Here is a 23,552-nt window from a genome sequence, read left to right as displayed (position 1 = left end):
CCCCGCCCCGGCACGTCCGGGGCGGGGCTTCGGTGTGTCCAGAGCCGTACCGCCGGCGGGCTCCCGACGGAGCATCGGTGCCCGGACCCCGCGCGCCGGAGGCTCCCGCGCCCGCGGAACAGTGGCCCCGGGCCCCGCGAGGTGCGGCGCGCGGGCGGTGATCCGACTGGCGGGCGGGGCCAACGGTGGTAAGACTTCGGTGTCGCCGTCGGGCCGCGGCGCGGGCCCGTAGGACAGCCGGAGAGACCGCGGCCGGCCGCCCGGGCGGCCCCACGGTGGCGCGATCAAGGCGGCCTCTTCGCTTGTCTCATGCACGAATGGCCTTCTCACGGGGCATCTTCTCGTGGGGCAGGCCGGCGGAGGCGCTCGGCCGCCGGCGGCCGGCTGCGGTCCGGCTCACCTGGAGCGACGTGTCAACGGCGAGATCGGGCCGAGACGATGTTGCCCTTGAGGCCTTGACTAGCTCCGGGGCTACGGAGTTCCATCATTTCGCGAACCTTCGTAGGGAAGCGGCGCGCGACGTGATCAGGTCTCGTCCTTGCCGGCAGTGAAGCCTTCGGCTACACTGCTAGTTTGCGCTGTCTTTCTCGTTGCATCGGGCTCGTCGGTAACACGTTCGACATCGGGATCCGGCCCCTTGGGGTGATCGGGTTCGCGCCGCGGGGCGGTCCGCGGTCCTTCGGTCCATTGACCGGGCACCTGCCGCCTCAGCGGGTTCGGGGTGACGCGAGAGCGGCGTGGCCGTGTCTCGCTTGCGGGCACGGCGGCCCGGCTGTCCGAACCGAGACCCGAACGAGACTTCTCGCCCTTGCACCGACACGTCGATCCGAGATCGCCGCGCCGGCGCCGCGTGGCCTTGCCACACGCGTGCCGACCAGACCCGCGGCCGCTCCGTCATGCCCCGAGTCAGTGGACTCCCGGCATCACGCGGGCGCTCGGCCCCACCGTTTCGCCCGCGCCGGCGTCCGCACGGGCGGTCGCCGCCCGGCTGGTTGCCGCATCCGCGACGCAGTCTCCATCTCGGGATCCTCGCATTGCCGGGGTACCCCCCGCCGACGTTCCGCACAACCGTAGCGAGACACTGATCACCTGACCACCCCCTTACGGATCCTTGACATCCGCGACGCCAGCCCCACGATCAGGCCACCGGAAGGACCACCTTGGCCGCCTCGCGTTCCGCCTCCCGCATCTCGTTCGCAAAGATCATCGAGCCCCTCGAGGTCCCGGATCTTCTCGCCCTGCAGACGCAGTCATTCGATTGGCTGATCGGCAACGACATCTGGGCGGAGCGGGTCCAGGAGGCCATCGACGCCGACAGGAACGATGTCCCCATCACCTCCGGGCTCGAGGAGGTCTTCGAGGAGATCTCCCCGATCGAGGACTTCTCCGGCTCGATGTCCCTGTCCTTCCGGGATCACAGGTTTGAGCCCCCCAAGTACTCCGTCGAGGAGTGCAAGGACAAGGACATGACCTACTCGGCGCCGCTGTTCGTCACCGCCGAGTTCACCAACAACACCACCGGTGAGATCAAGAGCCAGACGGTGTTCATGGGCGACTTCCCGCTCATGACCCCGAAGGGCACGTTCGTCATCAACGGCACCGAGCGCGTGGTGGTCAGCCAGCTCGTCCGGTCCCCGGGTGTGTACTTCGAGAAGGCGATCGACAAGGCGTCCGACAAGGATCTGTTCTCCTGCAAGGTCATCCCCTCACGGGGGGCCTGGCTCGAGTTCGAGATCGACAAGCGGGACACCGTCGGCGTCCGCATCGACCGCAAGCGCCGCCAGTCGGTCACCGTCCTGCTCAAGGCCCTGGGCTGGGATGAGGCCCGCATCCTGGAGCGCTTCGGCGACTTCCCGTCGATGCGGGTCACCCTGGAGAAGGACCACACCTCCAGCCAGGACGACGCCCTGCTCGACATCTACCGCAAGCTGCGCCCGGGCGAGCCGCCGACGCGGGAGTCGGCGCAGACCCTGCTGGAGAACCTCTTCTTCAACCCGAAGCGCTACGACCTGGCCAAGGTCGGCCGCTACAAGGTGAACAAGAAGCTGACCCTCGAGGTCGCGCACGATGTCGGCGTCCTCACCGAGGACGACGTCGTCCGCACGATCGAGTACATCGTCAAGCTGCACGCGGGCCAGGACCCGGACAACTACGAGGTCGACGACATCGACCACTTCGGCAACCGGCGCCTGCGCACGGTCGGCGAGCTCATCCAGAACCAGGTCCGCCTCGGCCTGGCCCGGATGGAGCGCGTCGTCCGCGAGCGCATGACGACCCAGGACGTCGAGGCGATCACGCCGCAGACCCTGATCAACATCCGGCCGGTCGTCGCCTCCATCAAGGAGTTCTTCGGCACCAGCCAGCTCTCCCAGTTCATGGACCAGACGAACCCGCTGGCCGGCCTGACCCACAAGCGCCGCCTGTCGGCGCTGGGCCCCGGCGGTCTGTCTCGGGAGCGGGCCGGCTTCGAGGTCCGCGACGTGCACCCCAGCCACTACGGCCGGATGTGCCCGATCGAGACGCCGGAGGGCCCGAACATCGGCCTGATCGGCTCGCTGTCGACGTTCGCGCGGGTCAACCCGTTCGGCTTCGTCGAGACCCCGTACCGCAAGGTGGAGAACGGCCGGGTCACCGGCCAGATCGACTACCTGACCGCGGACGAGGAGGACCGCCACGTCAAGGCGCAGGCGAACACCCCGCTGAACGCGGACGGCACGTTCGCCGAGGACCGCGTCCTGGTCCGCCGCAAGGGCGGTGAGGTCGAGTTCATCCCGCCGGACGAGGTCGACTACATGGACGTCTCGCCGCGGCAGATGGTGTCCGTCGCGACGGCGATGATCCCCTTCCTTGAGCACGACGATGCCAACCGTGCCCTGATGGGCTCGAACATGCAGCGCCAGTCGGTTCCGCTGCTGCGTTCCGAGGCTCCGCTGGTCGGCACCGGCATGGAGGCCCGCGCGGCCAAGGACGCCGGCGACGTGGTCGTCTGCGCCCAGTCCGGCGTGGTCGAGGATCTGTCGGCCGACTACATCACCGTCATGCACGACGACGGGACGCGGCGCACCTACCGCCTGGCGAAGTTCCGCCGGTCGAACCAGGGCACCTGCATCAACCAGAAGCCGATCGTCTTCGAGGGCGACCGCGTCGAGGCCGGTCAGGTCATCGCCGACGGCCCGTGCACCGACAACGGCGAGATGGCGCTGGGCAAGAACCTCCTGGTGGCCTTCATGCCGTGGGAGGGGCACAACTACGAGGACGCGATCATCCTCTCCCAGCGCCTGGTGCAGGACGACGTCCTCTCCTCGATCCACATCGAGGAGCACGAGGTCGATGCCCGGGACACCAAGCTGGGCCCGGAGGAGATCACCCGGGACATCCCGAACGTCGCCGAGGAGGTTCTCGCCGACCTCGACGAGCGCGGCATCATCCGGATCGGTGCCGAGGTGTCGCCCGGTGACGTGCTGGTCGGCAAGGTCACCCCGAAGGGCGAGACCGAGCTGACCCCGGAGGAGCGCCTGCTGCGCGCGATCTTCGGTGAGAAGGCCCGGGAGGTCCGCGACACCTCGCTGAAGGTGCCGCACGGCGAGTCCGGCAAGGTCATCGGTGTCCGCGTGTTCTCCCGCGAGGACGGCGACGAGCTGCCCCCGGGCGTGAACGAGCTGGTCCGCGTCTACGTGGCCCAGAAGCGCAAGATCACTGACGGTGACAAGCTCGCCGGCCGGCACGGCAACAAGGGCGTCATCGCCAAGATCCTGCCGGTGGAGGACATGCCCTTCCTCCCCGACGGCACCGCCGTCGACGTCGTGCTGAACCCGCACGGTGTGCCGCGTCGTATGAACATCGGCCAGATCCTGGAGACGCACCTCGGCTGGGTCGCCAAGACCGGCTGGCAGGTCGACTCCGGCGCGGAGGGCTGGAAGGAGCGCCTGCGCGGCATCGGCGCCGACGCGGCCCCGCCCGGGACCAACGTGGCGACGCCGGTGTTCGACGGTGCCCGCGAGGAGGAGATCACCGGCCTGCTCGACGCCACCCTGCCCAACCGGGACGGTCAGCAGATGATCGGTTCCTCCGGCAAGGCCGAGCTGTACGACGGCCGCACCGGAGAGCCGTACCCGTACCCCGTGGCGGTTGGCTACATCTACATCCTCAAGCTCCTGCACCTGGTCGACGACAAGATCCACGCCCGGTCGACCGGCCCCTACTCGATGATCACGCAGCAGCCGCTCGGTGGCAAGGCCCAGTTCGGTGGCCAGCGGTTCGGTGAGATGGAGGTGTGGGCGCTCGAGGCGTACGGCGCCGCCTACGCCCTGCAGGAACTCCTCACGATCAAGTCGGACGACGTTGTCGGCCGAGTGAAGGTCTATGAGGCGATCGTCAAGGGCGAGAACATCCCGGAACCCGGTATCCCGGAGTCGTTCAAGGTCCTCATCAAGGAGATGCAGTCGCTGTGCCTCAACGTCGAGGTGCTCTCCAGCGACGGTGTCTCGATCGAGATGCGGGACACCGACGAGGACGTCTTCCGCGCGGCGGAGGAGCTCGGAATCGACCTGTCACGGCGCGAGCCCAGCAGCGTCGAAGAGGTCTGACGTGACGGGGGGCCCGCCTGGCGGATGCGCCGACCGGCTCCGGCCGGTCACGGCGGGCCCCCGCCCCCGTCCACTCGTGCCACCCGGGTAGGAGCCCACAGGCCCCGGCCCGGGGGCCCCGGCAGCGTCCCGACTGAGAAAGAGAGAGCAGGCGACAGTCTTGCTGGACGTCAACTTCTTCGACGAGCTGCGCATCGGCCTGGCCACCGCGGACGACATCCGCCAGTGGTCGTTCGGTGAGGTCAAGAAGCCGGAGACGATCAACTACCGCACCCTCAAGCCGGAAAAGGACGGGCTCTTCTGCGAGAAGATCTTCGGTCCGACCCGGGACTGGGAGTGCTACTGCGGGAAGTACAAGCGGGTCCGGTTCAAGGGCATCATCTGTGAGCGCTGTGGCGTCGAGGTCACGCGCGCCAAGGTGCGCCGCGAGCGGATGGGCCACATCGAGCTCGCCGCCCCCGTCACCCACATCTGGTACTTCAAGGGCGTGCCGAGCCGTCTCGGCTACCTGCTCGATCTGGCGCCGAAGGACCTCGAGAAGGTCATCTACTTCGCCGCCTACATGATCACAAAGGTCGACATCGACTCCCGGCACCGCGACCTGCCGACCCTCGAGGCCCGCATCGGTGTCGAGAAGCAGCAGCTCGAGGACAAGAAGAACGCCGACGTCGAGACCCGCCAGCGCAAGCTGGAGGAGGACCTCGCGCAGCTCGAGGCCGAAGGCGCCAAGGGCGACGCCCGCCGCAAGGTGCGCGAGTCGGCCGAGCGCGAGATGCGCCAGATCCGTGACCGCTCCCAGCGCAAGATCGACGACCTCGACCGGGTCTTCGATCGGTTCAAGAACATGAAGGTCCAGGACCTCGAGCCGGATGAGCTGCTCTTCCGCGAGCTGCGCGACCGGTTCGGCCAGTACTTCGAGGGCGGCATGGGCGCCGAGGCGCTGCAGCACCGGCTCGCCGACTTCGATCTGGCCGCCGAGGCGGAGTCGCTGCGCGAGACCATCCGCAGCGGCAAGGGGCAGAAGAAGGCCCGCGCGCTCAAGCGGCTCAAGGTCGTGTCGGCGTTCCTGAACACCCGCAACTCCCCGATGGGGATGGTGCTCGACTGCGTTCCGGTGATCCCGCCGGACCTGCGGCCGATGGTCCAGCTCGACGGTGGCCGGTTCGCCACCTCCGACCTGAACGACCTGTACCGCCGGGTGATCAACCGGAACAACCGGCTCAAGCGGCTGCTCGACCTCGGCGCGCCCGAGATCATCGTCAACAACGAGAAGCGGATGCTGCAGGAGGCCGTCGACGCGTTGTTCGACAACGGCCGCCGCGGCCGGCCCGTCACCGGGCCCGGCAACCGTCCGCTCAAGTCGCTGTCCGACATGCTCAAGGGCAAGCAGGGCCGGTTCCGCCAGAACCTGCTCGGCAAGCGCGTCGACTACTCGGGCCGTTCGGTCATCGTGGTCGGCCCGCAGCTCAAGCTGCACCAGTGCGGCCTGCCCAAGCAGATGGCGCTCGAGCTGTTCAAGCCGTTCGTGATGAAGCGCCTGGTCGACCTCAACCACGCGCAGAACATCAAGTCGGCCAAGCGCATGGTAGAGCGGGCCCGCCCGGTCGTGTGGGACGTCCTCGAAGAGGTCATCACCGAGCACCCCGTGCTGCTCAACCGGGCGCCGACCCTGCACCGCCTCGGCATCCAGGCCTTCGAGCCGCAGCTGGTCGAGGGCAAGGCCATCCAGATCCACCCGCTGGTCTGCACCGCGTTCAACGCGGACTTCGACGGCGACCAGATGGCGGTGCACCTGCCGCTGTCCGCCGAGGCGCAGGCCGAGGCCCGGATCCTGATGCTGTCGAGCAACAACATCCTGTCGCCGGCGTCGGGCCGTCCGCTGGCCATGCCCAGCCTCGACATGGTCACCGGGGTGTTCCACCTGTCCCGGGTGTCCGAGGGTGCGATCGGCGAGGGCCGGTTCTTCTCCAGTGTCGCCGAGGCCCAGATGGCCTTCGACGCGCGGGAGATCCACCTGCAGGCCCGCATCCAGGTGCGGCTGCGGGAGAGCACGCCCCCCGCCGAGTGGGCGCCGCCCGCCGACTGGCTGCCGGGTGACCCGTTCACCCTGGAGACCACGTTCGGGCGCTGCCTGCTCAACGAGGCGCTGCCGGAGGGCTACCCCTTCATCAACGCCCAGCTGAACAAGAAGGCGCAGGCGGCGATCGTCAACGACCTCGCCGAGCGGTACCCGAAGATCCAGGTCGCGGCGACGCTGGACGCCCTCAAGAGCGCCGGTTTCTACTGGGCCACCCGGTCCGGTGTGACGGTCGCGATCGAGGACGTCGTGGCTCCGCCGAACAAGGCCCAGATCCTCGACGAGTACGAGCAGCGGGCCGAGCGGGTCGAGAAGCAGTTCGGCCGCGGTTTCCTCTCCGACGAGGAGCGCCGCAGCGAGCTGGTGCAGATCTGGACCGAGGCGACGAACAAGATCGCCGAGGCCATGGAGGCGAACTTCCCGGAGACCAACCCGGTCTACACGCTGGTCAACTCCGGGGCCGCCGGAAACATGATGCAGATCCGGCAGCTCGCCGGCATGCGCGGACTGGTCTCCAACCCCAAGGGTGAGATCATCCCGCGGCCGATCAAGGCGAACTTCCGCGAGGGCCTCACCGTCGTCGAGTACTTCATCTCCACGCACGGTGCCCGTAAGGGTCTCGCCGACACCGCCCTGCGGACCGCCGACTCGGGCTACCTGACCCGTCGTCTGGTGGACGTCAGCCAGGACGTCATCGTCCGCGAGGAGGACTGCGGCACCGAGCGCGGCATCCTGACCCGGATCGCCCGCAAGGGACCGGACGGGGTGCTGGTGCGCGACCGCTACGCGGAGACCTCCGCGTACGCCCGCTCGCTCGCCTCCGACGCCGTGGACGCCCAGGGTGAGGTCGTCGTCCCGGCCGGCGCCGACGCCGGCGACGTGGTCATCGGCCAGATCATCGAGGCCGGGATCGAGTCGGTGCGGGTGCGCTCGGCGCTCACCTGCGAGTCGCGGATGGGTGTCTGCGCGCACTGCTACGGCCGCTCGCTGGCCACCGGCAAGCTGGTGGACGTCGGTGAGGCCGTCGGCATCGTCGCCGCCCAGTCCATCGGTGAGCCGGGAACCCAGCTCACGATGCGTACCTTCCACAGCGGTGGCGTCGCCGGTGACGACATCACCCAGGGTCTGCCGCGTGTCGTCGAGCTGTTCGAGGCCCGTAGCCCCAAGGGCAAGGCCCCGATCAGCGAGGTGACCGGCCGGGTCAAGATCGAGGAGACGGAGAAGACCTTCAAGGTCGTCATCGTCCCCGACGACGGCAGCGAGGAGATCGCCTACCCGGTCTCCCGCCGCTCCCGGCTGCGGGTCCGCGAGGGCGAGCGGGTCGAGGTCGGCGCCCAGCTGATCGACGGCGCCGTCGACCCGCACGAGGTGCTGCGCATCCTCGGCCCGCGCCAGGTCCAGCTCCACCTGGTCGACCAGGTCCAGGAGGTGTACCGGTCGCAGGGTGTGTCGATCCACGACAAGCACATCGAGATCATCATCCGCCAGATGCTCAAGCGGGTGAACGTGCTCGAGTCGGGGGAGACCACACTGCTGCCGGGTGAGCTCGTCGAGCGCGCCCGCTTCGAGGGCGAGAACCGGCGCGTGGTGGAGATCGGCGGCCAGCCGGCCTCGGCCCGCCCGGTGCTCATGGGCATCACCAAGGCCTCGCTGGCCACCGAGTCGTGGCTGTCGGCGGCGTCCTTCCAGGAGACCACCCGGGTGCTCACCGACGCGGCGATCAACGCCCGCTCGGACTCGCTGGTCGGCCTCAAGGAGAACGTCATCATCGGAAAGCTCATCCCGGCGGGTACCGGCATCTCCCGGTACCGCAACATCCGGGTGGAGCCGACCGACGAGGCGCGCGCGGCGATGTACTCGGTCAGCGGCTACGAGGACGGCGCCTCGGTCGAGTACGGCGCCTTCGGTGCCGGATCCGGCCAGGCCGTCCCGCTGGACGAGTTCGACTACCGCAGCTCGGGCGACTACCGCTGAGCCAGCGCGCCTGACTCCGGTGCCGGGCGACCGCGGCAGTGACCGCGCTCGTCCGGCACTCGGTGCCAGGCCTGGTGTCTGACGGCCGGGCGCTCGTCGCCTGGCGTCAGGCGCCCGGTGTCGGGTGTCGGCTCGGGCGTCCGACTCTGTGACCGGGACGGCCCGGTGAACCGTGCAGGTACGCGGTTCACCGGGCCGTTCGGCGTTTGCGGCGGCCGGCGCCACCGACCGCCGTCAGCCGCCGTCAGCCGCCGCCGTGCCCGGACCTGAGTCCGGGACCCGCGGTCGGGCCCGCTGCCGGCGTGGTGGCCGTGACAGGCCCGAAGGCGGCCTCGCGCAGTTCGCCGTAGACCCGGACAAGGTCGGGTAGCTGGTAGTGCGCGTTCAGCCCACTGGGGTTCGGTAGCAGCCACACCCCGGCGGGACCGATGCGCTCCGGCTGTCGACCGACCTTCGCCGTCCGCCGCCCGAAGCCGATGCGGTACGCGGCGAGCCCGAGAAAGGCGACCCATTCCGGGCGGATCCGTTCGACAAGCTCGATGAGTACCGGCACACCGGCCCTGATTTCGTCGTCAGCGATCTCATCGGCGCGAGCGGTCGAGCGGTGCACCAGATTCGTGATTCCGATGCCCCGGGCGCGTAGGTGCTCGGTCTCGGACGGATGCAGCCGGCGCCCGGTGAACCCGGCGAAGTGCAGGACCGGCCAGAGCCGATTGCTGGGCGTCCCGAAATGGAATCCGGTGGCGCCGGACTCCAGGGACGGATTGATACCGCACAGCAGCACCCGGGTCTCCGGACCGACGAGGTCCGGAACGGTCTTCCCGTAGGCCGCGAGAAGCTCCGCGCGGTCCGGTCGGGGCCGCCGCGGCGGCTTCGGTGACCTCAGCGCCGCCGGCCCGGCTACAGGCGTGTCGGCGGCCTCCGGTGCCGGGGCGGCTACGGGCCTGTCCGTGGCTTCCTGCGCGGGGGCGGCTTCTTGCGCCGGCGCGGCTTCCATTCCCGGCGTCGCAGCTTCTGATGGCAGCGTGGGGCCCGTCGACAGGGTGAGTGTCTGCGGCAGCGTGTCTTCTGGTGTCTGGTCGGCCGGGGACGGCTGGTCCGGCGCGGTGCCCTGGCTGGGCGGTCTGGTGCTGGCCATCCTGGCATCCTCGTTTGTCGCCGCCCCTGCGAATCATCCACCCCCACCCGAATCCCATTGCTGGCGGCAGCCCGCCGTAGATCAGGGCGCTCCGCGCCGGCCCGCGAGATGTGTGGCGGGGCCGAGGCGGCGGCCAGGTGGTCGATGCCGTCTCGGGTCGAGCCCCGGCCCCAGCTCCGCGTCCTGAGTCCCGGTCCCCGTCCTGGGCCCTGGGTTTGGTCCTCGGTGCCTGGCTTCCCGGTCTCGGGGCCTTGGGCGGAGGAATTGGTGGATGCCTTTCGGCCGGGCGTTCGTGGAGGCCGGAGGGGTCGGCGGTAGGGTTCGCAGTGGCTGTTCTCCCGGTGGGAGGATGGTTGTGTCGGTACCGGTCCGGCGGGTTGGCGGATACCGGTCCGTCCGTGGAGCGCGCAACGGCCAGGCGCAGGCAGGACGTCCGTCGTCCGGTCGCGCCTGTCGTGGTCGTCGGGTGATACCCCGTTCGACACTTGACGTGGGCGTGGAGTAGTGTTGGCGCCTGTGGCCGGAGTCCACGTGGCTCTGGCGTGTGTCCTGCGCCCAGACGTGGCGCCGTGGCGCCGAGAACCGACCGCTCAGGTCAGGTACTCAGGCCGCCGTCGGTGACAGTCGGGTTCGGTCCGGCTCAGGGTTAGACGAGCAGAGTCGGGCGGGTAGGCGCGCTCCTTCTGGGACGTATCGGACTTCCGGTACTTACAGAGGGCGCGACACGCCCGACCGCGTGGGTCGGGAACGGATACTCCGGCGCTCACGCTCCGTGCCATCCAGGCGAGGAGCGGCACCGCGACACAGCAGGCAGACAGGCCGGCCATCCGGGATGGCTGCCGGCGAGTACGACGAGGCACGAAGGAACGGGAGCGGCGTTGCCCACGATCCAGCAGCTGGTCCGCAAGGGCCGGCAGGACAAGGTCGAGAAGACCAAGACCCCGGCACTCAAGGGGAGCCCGCAGCGTCGTGGCGTGTGCACCCGCGTCTACACGACCACCCCCAAGAAGCCGAACTCGGCGCTGCGCAAGGTGGCACGCGTCCGGCTGAACAGCGGGATCGAGGTCACGGCCTACATCCCCGGGGTCGGTCACAACCTGCAGGAGCACTCGATCGTCCTGGTGCGTGGTGGCCGTGTGAAGGACCTCCCGGGCGTTCGCTACAAGATTGTCCGGGGCGCTCTCGACACGCAGGGCGTCCGTAACCGGAAGCAGGCTCGCAGCCGCTACGGCGCGAAGAAGGAGAAGGGCTAATGCCGCGCAAGGGGCCCGCGCCCAAGCACCCCGTCGTCGTCGATCCGGTCTACGGCTCGCCGCTGGTGACCGCTCTGGTCAACAAGGTGCTGCTGAGCGGCAAGAAGTCGGTCGCGGAGCGCATCGTGTACGGCGCGCTCGAGGGCGCCAAGAACAAGACCGGCAACGACCCGGTCGTCACGCTCAAGCGTGCGCTGGACAACGTCAAGCCCACGCTGGAGGTGCGCAGCCGCCGAGTAGGTGGCGCCACCTACCAGGTGCCGGTCGAGGTCCGCGCGGGCCGCAGCACCACGCTCGCGCTGCGCTGGATCGTCGGGTACTCCCGCGGCCGTCGTGAGAAGACGATGACCGAGCGCCTGATGAACGAGCTGATCGACGCGAGCAACGGCCTCGGCGCGAGCGTGAAGCGCCGGGAGGACACCCACAAGATGGCGGAGTCCAACAAGGCCTTCGCCCACTACCGCTGGTAACTCATCATGGCTGCTGACGCACATGCCGCACTGGCCGCGACCCGGAACATCGGGATCATGGCCCACATCGACGCAGGCAAGACCACGACCACCGAGCGCATCCTCTTCTACACCGGTGTGAACTACAAGATCGGTGAAGTCCACGAGGGTGGCGCCACGATGGACTGGATGGAGCAGGAGCAGGAGCGGGGGATCACCATCACCTCCGCCGCCACCACCTGCTCGTGGCGTGACCACACCATCAACATCATCGACACCCCGGGCCACGTCGACTTCACCGTCGAGGTGGAGCGGTCGCTGCGCGTCCTCGACGGGGCGGTCGCGGTGTTCGACGCCGTCGCCGGCGTCGAGCCGCAGAGCGAGACGGTGTGGAAGCAGGCCGACCGCTACGACGTCCCGCGGATCGCGTTCGTCAACAAGATGGACCGGGTCGGCGCCGAGTTCCACCGCTGCGTCGACATGATGGTCGACCGGCTGGACGCGACGCCCGCCGTCATCCAGCTTCCCTGGGGCGTCGAGGCGGACTTCCGCGGCGTGATCGATCTGATCCGCATGAAGGGCCTGCTCTGGCACACCGAGGACAAGGGCGCCTCGTTCGAGACCGTCGACATCCCGACCGACCACGCTGAGGCCGCGCAGGAATGGCGGGAGAAGCTGGTCGAGACCGTCGCCGAGAACGACGACGAGCTCATGGAGCTCTACCTCGAGGGTGTCGAGCCCACCGAGGAGCAGCTCATGGCGGCTCTGCGGCGGGCCACGGTGGCCAGCAAGATCAACCCGGTGCTCTGTGGTTCCGCGTTCAAGAACAAGGGCGTGCAGCCCATGCTCGACGCGGTCGTGGACTTCCTCCCCTCGCCGACGGACATCGGCTCGGTGACCGGTCACTCGGTCGGCAAGGAGGACACCGAGGTCGTCCGCAGGGCCGACGAGGACGAGCCGTTCTCGGCGCTGGCCTTCAAGATCATGTCGGACCCGTACGTCGGCAAGCTGACCTACATCCGGGTGTACTCCGGCAGGATCACCAGCGGTACCGCGGTGCTCAACTCGACCAAGGACCGCAAGGAGCGCATCGGCCGCATCCTGCAGATGCACGCCAACCACCGGGAGGACCGGGACGGCGTGGGCGCGGGTCAGATCGTGGCCGTGGTGGGCCTGAAGAACACCACCACCGGCGACACGCTGTGTGACCCGAACTCGCCGGTCATCCTCGAGTCGATGATCTTCCCTGCCCCGGTCATCGACGTTGCCATCGAGCCGAAGACGAAGGCTGACCAGCAGAAGCTGGGCACCGCGATCCAGCGGCTCACCGAAGAGGACCCGACCTTCCAGGTCCGCACCGACGAGGAGACCGGTCAGACGGTCATCGCCGGTATGGGTGAGCTGCACCTCGAGGTCTTCGTCGACCGGATGCGCCGCGAGTACGGCGTCGAGGCGAACGTCGGCAAGCCGCAGGTGGCCTACCGCGAGACCATCCGCCGCAAGGTGGAGAAGGTCGACTACACCCACAAGAAGCAGACGGGTGGGTCCGGGCAGTACGCCCGTGTGATCATCGACCTGGAGCCCTCCGGCGGCGACGGCGGCGGCTACGAGTTCGAGAACAAGGTGACCGGCGGACGCATCCCGCGGGAGTTCATCCCGTCGGTGGACGCCGGCTGCCAGGAGGCCATGGAGTTCGGCGTCCTGGCCGGTTACCCGCTCGTCGACGTCAAGGTCACGCTGCGGGACGGCCAGTTCCACGAGGTCGACTCCTCCGAGCTCGCCTTCAAGATCGCCGGTTCCATGGCCTTCAAGGACGCGGCCCGGAAGGCCGACCCGGTCATCCTCGAGCCGATGATGTCGGTCGAGGTCACGACGCCCGAGGACCACATGGGTGACGTGATCGGCGACCTCAACTCGCGGCGTGGGCAGATCCAGGCCATGGACGAGCGGGGCGGTTCCCGGATCGTCAAGGCCCTGGTGCCGCTCTCGGAGATGTTCGGGTACGTCGGCGACCTGCGGTCGAAGACCTCCGGGCGGGCGAGCTACTCGATGCAGTTCGACTCCTACGCCGAAGTCCCGCAGAACGTCGCCAAGGACATCATCGCGAAGGCGAGGGGCGAGTAGCAGGCCCGCCGGGCCGGGCTGCCGGCACCACTGACGACAACACAGCACGACACCACCCGTCCTTGGAGGGACACCAGTGGCGAAGCAGAAGTTCGAGCGGACCAAGCCGCACGTCAACATCGGGACCATCGGTCACATCGACCATGGCAAGACGACGCTGACGGCCGCGATCACGAAGGTCCTGCACGACGCGCACCCGGACCTCAACCCGTTCACGCCGTTCGACCAGATCGACAAGGCGCCGGAGGAGAAGGCCCGCGGGATCACGATCTCGATCGCGCACGTCGAGTACCAGACCGACGCGCGGCACTACGCGCACGTCGACTGCCCCGGGCACGCCGACTACATCAAGAACATGATCACGGGTGCCGCGCAGATGGACGGCGCGATCCTGGTGGTCTCGGCGACCGACGGCCCCATGCCGCAGACGAAGGAGCACGTGCTCCTGGCCCGCCAGGTCGGCGTGCCGTACATCGTCGTGGCGCTGAACAAGGCCGACATGGTCGACGACGAGGAGATCCTCGAGCTCGTCGAGCTCGAGGTCCGGGAGCTCCTGAACACCTACGAGTTCCCCGGCGACGACGTCCCGGTCATCCGCGTCTCCGCGCTCAAGGCGCTGGAGGGCGACAAGGAGTGGGGCGAGAAGCTCCTCGAGCTCATGGCGGCGGTGGACGCGTCCATCCCCGAGCCTGAGCGTGACATCGACCGGCCGTTCCTCATGCCGATCGAGGACGTGTTCACGATCACGGGCCGTGGCACGGTCGTCACGGGTCGTATCGAGCGTGGAATCGTCAAGGTCAACGAGACCGTGGAGATCGTCGGCATCAAGCCGGAGACCACCACGACGACCGTGACCGGCGTCGAGATGTTCCGCAAGCTGCTCGACGAGGGCCAGGCCGGTGACAACGTCGGCCTCCTCCTCCGTGGCATCAAGCGCGAGGACGTCGAGCGCGGCCAGGTCATCGTGAAGCCGAAGTCGATCACCCCCCACACGGTGTTCGAGGCGCGCGTCTACATCCTCAACAAGGACGAGGGTGGCCGGCACACGCCGTTCTTCAAGAACTACCGGCCGCAGTTCTACTTCCGCACCACCGACGTGACCGGCGTCGTGACCCTCCCCGAGGGCACCGAGATGGTCATGCCGGGCGACAACACCGAGATGACGGTCGAGCTCATCCAGCCGATCGCCATGGAGGAGGGCCTGCGGTTCGCCATCCGTGAGGGTGGCCGGACCGTCGGTGCGGGTCAGGTTCTGAAGGTCATCAAGTAGTGGCGGCGGGCGGCGGGTGCCCCACGGGGGCCCGCCGCCCGCTGTTGCTGGCCGGCCACGCCGGGGCGTAACGCTCCGCGTCGCGACCAGGATCGGAAGCTGCCCGCAGGCCGCCCAGCGCGGCTGACGAGGCACCAGACAAGGCGGTACACCCGGCACGAACCCGCACCCGCCGGGCCGCCCGCCCTCTTCGGCGGCGGCCCGCGCCGCGGAGCGGGGAGAGGTCGACGGGGACCCGGTAGTGATACCGGCCGGACGAGACAGACAGGACAGGCGAAGCCCACCATGGCGGCACAGAAGATCCGCATCCGGCTCAAGGCCTATGACCACGAGGTCATCGACAGCTCGGCGCGGAAGATCGTCGAGACCGTGACGCGTACCGGTGCGCAGGTCGCGGGTCCGGTGCCGCTGCCGACGGAGAAGAACGTCTACTGCGTCATCCGGTCGCCGCACAAGTACAAGGACAGCCGCGAGCACTTCGAGATGCGGACGCACAAGCGGCTGATCGACATTCTTGACCCGACGCCGAAGACGGTCGACTCGCTGATGCGCCTCGACCTGCCCGCCGGCGTGGACATCGAGATCAAGCTGTAAGAGGGGCCGGCGCCAGTCATGCTCAACCGCAATTACAGAGGGCTCCTGGGCACCAAGCTCGGGATGACCCAGGTATGGGACGCGAACAACCGCGTCGTGCCGGTCACCGTCATCCAGGCCGGCCCCAACGTCGTGACCCAGGTCAAGACACCCGACTCCGACGGCTACTCGGCCGTCCAGCTCGGCTACGGCGAGATCGACCCGCGTCGGATCAACAAGCCGATGCGTGGCCACTTCGAGACCTCCGGTGCCACTCCCCGGCGGCACCTCGTCGAGCTGCGCACCGCGGATGCCGGCAACTACCGGCCCGGCCAGCAGCTGACCGGTGAGGTGTTCGACGCCGGCCAGGTGGTCGACGTCACCGGCACCTCCAAGGGCAAGGGCTTCGCCGGTGTCATGAAGCGGCACGGCTTCAAGGGCCTGGGCGCCGGTCACGGCGTCGAGCGCAAGCACCGCTCGCCGGGTTCCGTCGGCGGCTGCGCCACTCCGGGGCGGGTCTTCAAGGGCCTGCGGATGGCCGGCCGGATGGGGCACGACCGTGTGACCGTGGCCGGGCTGACCATCCACGCCGTCGACACCGAGCGCGGCTTCCTGCTGATCAAGGGTGCGATTCCCGGCCCCGACGGCGGTCTGGTCTTCGTTCGCAGCGCGGCCAAGCGCCCCGCTCCGGAGCCGGCCGCTCCGGTGGCGGCCGCGGCCGCCGGCACCGGTGAGGAGGCCTCGGCATGAGCCCGACGGCAACGATGACGAAGGAAGCCCCCGCCGAGGCGGACGCGCCGGTGGACCGCACGGTCCCGGTGCACGCCCCCGCGGGCGGCGACGCCGGCAGCGTCGAGCTGCCCGGCGCGGTGTTCGACGTGCCGGTGAACGTGCCGCTGATCCACCAGGTCGTCGTGGCGCAGCTCGCCGCGGCCCGGCAGGGCACGCACTCCACCAAGACCCGCGGCGAGGTCCGTGGCGGTGGGCGCAAGCCGTACCGCCAGAAGGGCACCGGCCGGGCACGGCAGGGCTCGCTGCGCGCGCCGCAGTTCACCGGCGGTGGCATCGTCCACGGCCCGACGCCGCGCAACTACGACCAGCGGACACCCAAGAAGATGAAGGCCGCCGCGCTGCGCGGGGCCCTGTCGGACCGGGCCCGCAACAACCGGCTGCACGTGGTCTCATCGCTGGTCGCCGGTGACACCCCGTCGACCAAGTCGGCTGTGGCCGCGCTGACCAGCCTGGTGGACGCGCGCCGTGTCCTGGTCGTGGCCCTCCGCTCGGACGAGCTGACCTGGCTCAGCCTGCGCAACGTGGCCGAGGTCCACCTGCTCGACCCGGGCCAGCTCAACACCTACGACGTGCTGGTGAGTGACGATGTGGTGTTCACCGAGGGCGCGCTCGCCGCGTACCTCGGTCGCGCCTCCCGTCCGGCGGCTGACACCGGCAGCCTGGCCGGCAGCCCGGCCGGCGAGGAGGAGGACAAGTGATCCCCGACCCGCGAGACATCATTCTCCGGCCGGTCGTCTCCGAGAAGAGCTACGGCCTGCTCGACGAGAACGTCTACACGTTCATCGTTCGCCCCGACGCGAACAAGACCCAGATCAAGCTCGCCGTGCAGAAGATCTTCAACGTGCGGGTCACCCGGGTCAACACGATCAACCGGGCGGGCAAGCGCAAGCGGACCAAGCACGGCTGGGGACACCGCTCGGCCACCAAGCGGGCGCTCGTCAGCCTCGCGCCCGGTGACAGCATTGAGATCTTCGGAGGCCCCGGTGCCTGACACCCGCGTGGGGCGTACCCGGGTGCCGCTCGGCCCGGCGTCGGATCGGAAGTAGAGCATGGGTATTCGTAGGTACAAGCCGACGACGCCGGGGCGTCGTGGCTCGAGCGTCGCGGACTTCGTCGAGATCACGCGTGATCACCCGGAGAAGTCGCTCGTCCGCCCGCTGCACTCCAAGGGCGGCCGCAACGTCCACGGGCGGATCACGACCCGGCACCAGGGCGGCGGTCACAAGCGCGCCTACCGGATCATCGACTTCCGGCGGGACAAGGACGGCGTGCCGGCCAAGGTCGCGCACATCGAGTACGACCCGAACCGCACCGCGCGGATCGCCCTGCTGCACTACGTCGACGGCGAGAAGCGCTACATCCTCGCCCCGGTGAAGCTGCACCAGGGCGACATGGTCAGCTCGGGTGTCGGCGCGGACATCAAGCCGGGCAACGCCCTGCCGCTGCGCAACATCCCGACCGGCACCGTGGTGCACGCCATCGAGCTGCGTCCCGGCGGCGGCGCCAAGATCGCCCGCAGCGCCGGCGCCAGTGTGCAGCTCGTCGCGAAGGACGGCCCGTACGCCCAGCTCCGGATGCCCTCCGGTGAGATCCGCAACGTCGACGTGCGCTGCCGCGCCACCGTCGGCGAGGTCGGCAACGCCGAGCAGAGCAACATCAACTGGGGCAAGGCCGGCCGCATGCGCTGGAAGGGCCGTCGGCCCACCGTGCGTGGTGTCGCGATGAACCCGGTCGACCACCCGCACGGTGGTGGTGAGGGCAAGACCTCCGGTGGCCGCCACCCGGTCAACCCGAAGGGCCGTCCGGAGGGCCGCACCCGCCGCACCAAGAAGTCCAGCGACGCGCTGATCGTCCGGCGCCGCAAGCAGAACAGGCGGCGCTAGTCATGACTCTGCTCGCCCGGCCGCCGGCCAGCCCGAGCCACACCCACCACTGAGCAGGAAGGAGGAGACACAGCCATGCCACGCAGTCTTAAAAAGGGCCCGTTCGTCGACGACCACCTGCTCAAGAAGGTGGACGTACAGAACGAGAAGGGCACCAAGCACGTCATCCGGACCTGGTCTCGTCGTTCGACCGTGATCCCCGACATGCTGGGCCACACGATCGCCGTGCACGACGGGCGCAAGCACGTCCCCGTGTTCATCACCGAGGGAATGGTCGGGCACAAGCTCGGCGAGTTCGCGCCCACGCGCACCTTCCGCGGGCACGTCAAGGAGGACCGGAGGTCACGCCGTGGCTGACGACCTCGTCGACGGCCTGACCCGCGCCGGCCTGCCCGGCGCGAAGGCGACCGCTCGCTACGTGCACACCTCGCCGACCAAGGCCCGTCGGGTCGTCGACCTGGTCCGCGGCCGGTCCGCGAGCGAGGCGCTCGACATCCTCCGGTTCGCCCCACAGGCGGCGAGCACGGATGTCTACAAGGTCGTGGCGAGCGCGGTGGCGAACGCGGAGAACAACCACAACCTCGACCCGGCGACGCTCTGGATCGGCGCCGCCTACGTGGACGAGGGGCCGACGCTCAAGCGCATCCGGCCGCGCGCGCAGGGCCGGGCCTACCGGATCCGCAAGCGCACCAGCCACATCACGGTCGTGGTGGAGAGCCGGGAACCGGTGTCCACTGGCGCCGGCGCCAGGACTACAAGGAGGGCCCGGTAGTGGGGCAGAAGGTAAACCCGCACGGGTTCCGACTTGGCATCACGTCGGAGTTCACCTCCCGCTGGTACGCCGACAAGCAGTACAAGGCGTACGTCGGTGAGGACGTCAAGATCCGCAAGATGATGTCCAAGGGCATGGAGCGGGCAGGCATCAGCCGGGTCGACATCGAGCGCACCCAGGGCCGGCTGCGGGTGGACATCCACACCGCCCGCCCGGGCATCGTGATCGGCCGGCGTGGCGCCGAAGCCGACCGCATCCGCGGTGACCTCGAGAAGCTGACCGGCAAGCAGGTGCAGCTCAACATCCTCGAGGTGAAGAACCCCGAGATCGACGCGCAGCTCGTGGCACAGGGCGTCGCCGAGCAGCTCTCCAGCCGGGTCAGCTTCCGCCGCGCGATGCGTAAGGCGATGCAGTCCGCGATGAAGAGCGGCGCCAAGGGAATCCGGGTCCAGTGCTCGGGCCGCCTCGGCGGCGCCGAGATGAGCCGGTCGGAGTTCTACCGCGAGGGCCGGGTGCCGCTGCACACGCTGCGCGCGGACATCGACTACGGCTTCTACGAGGCCCGGACGAACTTCGGCCGGATCGGCGTGAAGGTCTGGATCTACAAGGGCGACATCGTCCAGAGCCGCGCGGAGCGGGAGGCCCAGGAGGCCCTGCTGCGTCAGCAGCGCCGGGAGCGCCCGCGCCGCGGGCCGCGCTCGGGCTCGTCCGGCACCACGCAGGGCGGGACGGACGCCGGTCGGGCCGCGGCCCGCGCTGGCGACCGCCGCGGCCGTGGTGGCAGCGGTGGCGGTGGCGGCTCGGCGGAGAAGGCTTCCGCCGCCGAGAAGGCCCCGGCGGAGAAGCCGGCGACCGAGTCGGCCGCGGTCGAGGGCACGCCGGTGGAGACCCCGGCGGTCACGCCTGAGACCACCGCGGCCCCGGCCGCAGTGACGACCGCCGAGGCCCAGGGCGCGCCGGAGAAGGCGGAGGGTTAGGAAAACATGCTTATTCCCCGGAAGGTCGCGCACCGCAAGCAGCACCACCCGAAGCGGACGGGCGCGGCCAAGGGCGGCACCAGGATCGCCTTCGGTGAGTACGCGATCCAGTCGCTGGAGTCGGCCTACGTGACGAACCGGCAGATCGAGTCGGCGCGTATCGCGATGACCCGGCACATCCGGCGTGGTGGAAAGGTCTGGATCAACATCTATCCGGACCGCCCGCTGACGAAGAAGCCCGCCGAGACCCGGATGGGTTCCGGCAAGGGCTCGCCGGAGTGGTGGGTCGCGAACGTGAAGCCCGGACGCATCATGTTCGAGCTTTCCGGCGTGGCCGAGCCGGTCGCCCGTGAGGCGATGCGGCGCGCCATCCACAAGCTGCCGATGAAGTGCCGTTTCGTGACCCGTGAGGGTGGTGCCTGATGGCCGTCACGACAACGGACGACCTGCGCAGCCTGCCCGCCACCGAGTTGGTCGACAAGCTGCGCGAGGCCAAGGAGGAGCTGTTCAACCTCCGCTTCCAGGCCGCGACCGGGCAGCTTCGCAACAACCGCCGGCTGCGTGACGTCCGCCGGGACATCGCCCGGATCTACACGGTCATGCGCGAGCGCGAGCTCGGGATGAGCGGCGATCCGGCCGTCGCGGTGGACGCCGCCGAGTCGGATCGGGCGTGAGCGCAGTGAGCGGAGAAGACGTGAGCGAAGTCAGCACGGACAGCACCCCCACCCCCAGCACCGCGGAGGCGCCTTCCGAGCGCGGCTTCCGCAAGGTGCGTGAGGGTCTGGTGATCAGCGGCAAGATGCAGAAGACGGTGGTCGTCGCTGTCGAGGACCGGGTCCAGCACCCGCTCTACGGCAAGACGATCCGCCGTACCAAGAGGGTCAAGGCGCACGACGAGAACGGCACCGTCGGTGTCGGCGACCGCGTCCTGCTGATGGAGACGCGGCCGCTGTCGGCCACCAAGCGCTGGCGGGTCGTCCAGATCCTCGAGAAGGCGAAGTAGGTCCCTCTGGAGGGATCGCGGCGGATCGGCGGTGGCGGGCTCGCGTGACGCGGGCCCGCCACCGGCCGGGCGCGGAGACCTCGCGGTCGTCACCGGTGGCAGAGAGCAGAGCCGGTCGGCGGCGGTCGGGCGGCAACGGGTGATCAGGAGCGGAAAGTGATTCAGCAGGAGTCGCGACTTCGGGTCGCCGACAACACCGGAGCCAGGGAAATTCTGTGCATCCGGGTGCTCGGCGGCTCTGGGCGTCGTTACGCGGGGATCGGCGACATCATCGTCGGTACGGTGAAGGACGCCCTGCCCGGCGCCGGCGTGAAGCGCGGCGACGTGGTCAAGGCGGTCGTGGTGCGCACGAAGAAGGAACGGCGGCGCCCGGACGGCTCCTACATCCGTTTCGACGAGAACGCCGCGGTGCTCATCCGGGACGGGGGAGACCCCCGTGGTACCCGCATCTTCGGGCCGGTCGGCCGCGAGCTGCGGGACAAGCGTTTCATGAAGATTATTTCGCTGGCGCCGGAGGTGCTGTAGACCGTGGCCGGTATGAAGATCAAGAAGGGTGACACGGTCCAGATCGTCACGGGCAAGGACCGCGGCCTGAAGGGCAAGGTCATCCGGGCCATCCCCGACCAGAACAAGGTCGTGGTCGAGGGCGCCAACCGGGTCACCCGGCACACCCGCGTCCAGCAGAGCTCGCGTGGATCGCAGTCCGGCGGGATCGTCACCCAGGAGGCGCCGATCCACGTCAGCAACGTGATGATCGTCGACCCGTCCGACGGCCGTCCGACCCGCGTCGGTTACCGCTTCAACGACGACGGCACCAAGGTCCGGATCTCGCGCCGCACCGGTGCCGAGCTCTAGGCCCCCGGCGCAAGGCTAGGAAACGAGACATGAGTGTGACCACGGAAGCCCGGCCGGTCCCGCGGCTGAAGCAGCGGTACCGCGAGGAGATCGCCCCGGCGCTGCGGGAGGAGTTCTCCTACGGCAACGTCATGCAGATCCCCGGCGTGGTGAAGGTCGTCGTCAACATGGGCGTCGGCGACGCGGCCCGGGACGCGAAGCTGATCGACGGCGCGACCAGGGACCTGGCGGCCATTACCGGCCAGAAGCCGGCGGTGCGCCGGGCGAAGAAGTCCATCGCCCAGTTCAAGCTGCGAGAGGGCCAGCCCATCGGGGCGAAGGTGACCCTGCGCGGTGACCGGATGTGGGAGTTCCTGGACCGTCTGGTCACGATCGCGCTTCCCCGCATCCGCGACTTCCGCGGGCTCTCGCCGAAGCAGTTCGACGGCGCCGGGAACTACACGTTCGGCGTCATCGAGCAGTCGATCTTCCACGAGATCGACATCGACCGGATCGACCGGGTCCGGGGCATGGACATCACGGTCGTGACCACCGCGACCAACGACGACGAGGGCCGGGCGCTGCTGAGGGCGCTGGGCTTCCCGTTCCGGGAGAGCTGAGAAATGGCGAAGAAGGCGCTGGTCGAAAAGGCCGCCCGCAAGCCCAAGTACGCCGTCCGCGGCTACACCCGCTGCCAGCGGTGTGGCCGTCCGCGCTCCGTCTACCGGGTGTTCGGCCTGTGCCGGGTGTGCCTGCGGCAGATGGCCCACCGCGGCGAGCTGCCCGGCGTGACCAAGAGCTCCTGGTAGTTCAACACACGATCGCGGTAGGCCCGCGCACCTCGTGCGCGAGCGGCGGGAACCCCCGTGAGAAAGGCGTCAAGCCATGACGATGACCGATCCGATCGCGGACATGCTCACCCGTGTCCGCAACGCCAACCGGGCTTATCACGACCGGGTGGTGATGCCGCACAGCAAGATCAAGACGCACATCGCCGAGATCCTCCAGCAGGAGGGCTACATCCTCGGCTGGCACGTCGAGGACCCCGCCGAAGGCGCGGTCGGCCGCACGCTGATCGTCGACCTGAAGTACGGCCCCAACCGGGAGCGGTCGATCGCGGGTGTGAAGCGGATCAGCAAGCCGGGTCTGCGTGTGTACGCGAAGTCGACGAACCTGCCGAAGGTCCTCGGTGGCCTGGGCGTCGCGATCATCTCCACCTCGTCGGGTCTTCTGACCGACAGGCAGGCCGGCAAGCGGCGCGTGGGCGGGGAAGTCCTCGCCTACGTCTGGTAAGGAAGGCGAACGATGTCACGGATCGGGCGCCAGCCCATCAGTGTTCCCACCGGCGTGGAGATCTCTCTCGACGGCCCCAAGGTCACGATCAAGGGCCCCAAGGGCTCGCTGAGCCACACGGTCGCGGAGCCGATCGAGGTCGTCCGCGAGGACGGTCAGCTCATCGTCAACCGGCCGAACGACGAGCGGCGTAGCCGCGCGCTGCACGGCCTCACCCGCACCCTGGTGTCCAACATGGTCGTCGGGGTCACCGCCGGGTACTCGAAGACTCTGGAGATCGTCGGAGTCGGATACCGGGTCCAGGCCCGCGGCTCGGACCTCGAGTTCGCCCTCGGCTACAGCCACCCGGTACCGGTGAAGGCCCCTGATGGGATCCGGTTCGAGGTGCAGACCCCCACCCGCTTCGTCGTGCACGGCATCGACAAGCAGCAGGTGGGCGAGGTCGCCGCCAAGATCCGCGGACTGCGCAAGCCCGACCCCTACAAGGGCAAGGGTGTGCGGTACCAGGGCGAGGTCGTTCGCCGCAAGGTCGGGAAGACCGGGAAGTAGGTAGA

24 protein-coding genes are annotated in these 23,552 nt (G+C 69.1%); 23 read left to right on the top strand and 1 reads right to left on the bottom strand.

Features of this window, described 5'->3' with window-relative positions; all coding sequences use genetic code 11:
- Positions 1–1,160: 1,160 nt before the first annotated feature.
- Positions 1,161–4,586: a DNA-directed RNA polymerase subunit beta gene (rpoB, locus tag FRANEAN1_RS30020; protein ID WP_020463484.1), complete on the top strand. Its 3,426-nt coding sequence runs from the start codon at positions 1,161–1,163 to the stop codon at positions 4,584–4,586.
- 160 nt (positions 4,587–4,746) lie between these two features.
- The gene (locus tag FRANEAN1_RS30015) at positions 4,747–8,637 is read left to right on the top strand and encodes a DNA-directed RNA polymerase subunit beta' (protein WP_020463483.1); all 3,891 of its coding nucleotides are present in this window, start codon (positions 4,747–4,749) and stop codon (positions 8,635–8,637) included.
- A gap of 244 nt (positions 8,638–8,881) precedes the next feature.
- Here the strand turns inward: FRANEAN1_RS30015 and mug are convergent, their stop codons facing one another.
- Positions 8,882–9,634 carry a G/U mismatch-specific DNA glycosylase gene (gene mug / locus FRANEAN1_RS30010; protein WP_157473690.1) on the bottom strand — a complete coding sequence of 251 codons (753 nt, stop codon included), beginning with the start codon at positions 9,632–9,634 and terminating at the stop codon, positions 8,882–8,884.
- Between the two features lie 1,019 nt (positions 9,635–10,653).
- Here mug and rpsL point away from each other — a divergent pair.
- The 21 genes from rpsL (at position 10,654) to rplF (ending at position 23,547) form a co-directional block, all read left to right on the top strand.
- Positions 10,654–11,028: a 30S ribosomal protein S12 gene (gene rpsL, locus FRANEAN1_RS30005; RefSeq protein ID WP_009740532.1), complete on the top strand. Its 375-nt coding sequence runs from the start codon at positions 10,654–10,656 to the stop codon at positions 11,026–11,028.
- The gene (rpsG, locus tag FRANEAN1_RS30000; protein WP_020463481.1) at positions 11,028–11,498 is read left to right on the top strand and encodes a 30S ribosomal protein S7; all 471 of its coding nucleotides are present in this window, start codon (positions 11,028–11,030) and stop codon (positions 11,496–11,498) included. The genes rpsL and rpsG overlap by 1 nt, the downstream gene beginning before the upstream one ends.
- Before the next feature lie 6 nt (positions 11,499–11,504).
- Positions 11,505–13,601: an elongation factor G gene (gene fusA, locus FRANEAN1_RS29995; RefSeq protein ID WP_020463480.1), complete on the top strand. Its 2,097-nt coding sequence runs from the start codon at positions 11,505–11,507 to the stop codon at positions 13,599–13,601.
- A gap of 76 nt (positions 13,602–13,677) precedes the next feature.
- Positions 13,678–14,871, top strand: a complete 1,194-nt coding sequence (gene tuf, locus FRANEAN1_RS29990) for an elongation factor Tu (RefSeq protein ID WP_020463479.1) — start codon at positions 13,678–13,680, stop codon at positions 14,869–14,871.
- A gap of 285 nt (positions 14,872–15,156) precedes the next feature.
- Positions 15,157–15,465: a 30S ribosomal protein S10 gene (rpsJ, locus tag FRANEAN1_RS29985; protein WP_006539131.1), complete on the top strand. Its 309-nt coding sequence runs from the start codon at positions 15,157–15,159 to the stop codon at positions 15,463–15,465.
- 18 nt (positions 15,466–15,483) lie between these two features.
- Entirely contained in the window at positions 15,484–16,194 is a 711-nt protein-coding gene (gene rplC / locus FRANEAN1_RS29980; protein ID WP_020463478.1) for a 50S ribosomal protein L3, read from the top strand.
- The gene (rplD, locus tag FRANEAN1_RS29975; protein ID WP_020463477.1) at positions 16,191–16,934 is read left to right on the top strand and encodes a 50S ribosomal protein L4; all 744 of its coding nucleotides are present in this window, start codon (positions 16,191–16,193) and stop codon (positions 16,932–16,934) included. Before rplC ends, rplD begins: the two co-directional genes overlap by 4 nt.
- Positions 16,931–17,227 (top strand): 50S ribosomal protein L23, encoded by a 297-nt coding sequence (rplW, locus tag FRANEAN1_RS29970; protein ID WP_018505130.1) that lies wholly within the window; start codon positions 16,931–16,933, stop codon positions 17,225–17,227. Before rplD ends, rplW begins: the two co-directional genes overlap by 4 nt.
- A 58-nt stretch (positions 17,228–17,285) precedes the next feature.
- Positions 17,286–18,119, top strand: coding sequence for a 50S ribosomal protein L2 (rplB, locus tag FRANEAN1_RS29965; protein ID WP_020463476.1), 834 nt, complete (start codon positions 17,286–17,288; stop codon positions 18,117–18,119).
- Between the two features lie 75 nt (positions 18,120–18,194).
- The gene (gene rpsS / locus FRANEAN1_RS29960) at positions 18,195–18,476 is read left to right on the top strand and encodes a 30S ribosomal protein S19 (RefSeq protein ID WP_018505128.1); all 282 of its coding nucleotides are present in this window, start codon (positions 18,195–18,197) and stop codon (positions 18,474–18,476) included.
- The gene (rplV, locus tag FRANEAN1_RS29955; RefSeq protein WP_018505127.1) at positions 18,469–18,891 is read left to right on the top strand and encodes a 50S ribosomal protein L22; all 423 of its coding nucleotides are present in this window, start codon (positions 18,469–18,471) and stop codon (positions 18,889–18,891) included. Before rpsS ends, rplV begins: the two co-directional genes overlap by 8 nt.
- The gene (gene rpsC / locus FRANEAN1_RS29950) at positions 18,891–19,868 is read left to right on the top strand and encodes a 30S ribosomal protein S3 (RefSeq protein ID WP_020463475.1); all 978 of its coding nucleotides are present in this window, start codon (positions 18,891–18,893) and stop codon (positions 19,866–19,868) included. Before rplV ends, rpsC begins: the two co-directional genes overlap by 1 nt.
- 6 nt (positions 19,869–19,874) lie before the next feature.
- Entirely contained in the window at positions 19,875–20,291 is a 417-nt protein-coding gene (rplP, locus tag FRANEAN1_RS29945; RefSeq protein ID WP_018505125.1) for a 50S ribosomal protein L16, read from the top strand.
- Positions 20,291–20,542 (top strand): 50S ribosomal protein L29, encoded by a 252-nt coding sequence (gene rpmC, locus FRANEAN1_RS29940; RefSeq protein WP_020463474.1) that lies wholly within the window; start codon positions 20,291–20,293, stop codon positions 20,540–20,542. Before rplP ends, rpmC begins: the two co-directional genes overlap by 1 nt.
- 20 nt (positions 20,543–20,562) lie before the next feature.
- Complete coding sequence (rpsQ, locus tag FRANEAN1_RS29935; RefSeq protein WP_020463473.1) at positions 20,563–20,871, top strand: 30S ribosomal protein S17; 309 nt, start codon at positions 20,563–20,565, stop codon at positions 20,869–20,871.
- Positions 20,872–21,027: 156 nt separating this feature from the next.
- Positions 21,028–21,396 carry a 50S ribosomal protein L14 gene (gene rplN, locus FRANEAN1_RS29930; protein WP_018505122.1) on the top strand — a complete coding sequence of 123 codons (369 nt, stop codon included), beginning with the start codon at positions 21,028–21,030 and terminating at the stop codon, positions 21,394–21,396.
- A gap of 12 nt (positions 21,397–21,408) precedes the next feature.
- Positions 21,409–21,726: a 50S ribosomal protein L24 gene (gene rplX / locus FRANEAN1_RS29925; RefSeq protein WP_041256661.1), complete on the top strand. Its 318-nt coding sequence runs from the start codon at positions 21,409–21,411 to the stop codon at positions 21,724–21,726.
- A gap of 29 nt (positions 21,727–21,755) precedes the next feature.
- Positions 21,756–22,325: a 50S ribosomal protein L5 gene (gene rplE, locus FRANEAN1_RS29920; protein ID WP_020463471.1), complete on the top strand. Its 570-nt coding sequence runs from the start codon at positions 21,756–21,758 to the stop codon at positions 22,323–22,325.
- Positions 22,326–22,328: 3 nt separating this feature from the next.
- Positions 22,329–22,514, top strand: coding sequence for a type Z 30S ribosomal protein S14 (locus FRANEAN1_RS29915; protein ID WP_006539145.1), 186 nt, complete (start codon positions 22,329–22,331; stop codon positions 22,512–22,514).
- A gap of 76 nt (positions 22,515–22,590) precedes the next feature.
- Positions 22,591–22,998 (top strand): 30S ribosomal protein S8, encoded by a 408-nt coding sequence (gene rpsH / locus FRANEAN1_RS29910; RefSeq protein WP_018505119.1) that lies wholly within the window; start codon positions 22,591–22,593, stop codon positions 22,996–22,998.
- A 12-nt stretch (positions 22,999–23,010) separates the two neighbouring features.
- Positions 23,011–23,547, top strand: coding sequence for a 50S ribosomal protein L6 (gene rplF / locus FRANEAN1_RS29905; protein ID WP_020463470.1), 537 nt, complete (start codon positions 23,011–23,013; stop codon positions 23,545–23,547).
- The last annotated feature ends 5 nt before the right edge of the window (positions 23,548–23,552 follow it).

Source organism: Parafrankia sp. EAN1pec, from assembly GCF_000018005.1.
Lineage (GTDB): Bacteria > Actinomycetota > Actinomycetes > Frankiales > Frankiaceae > Parafrankia > Parafrankia soli.
The sequence above is the reverse complement of the archived record's forward strand: the minus strand, read 5'-3'. Positions and strand labels throughout refer to the sequence as shown.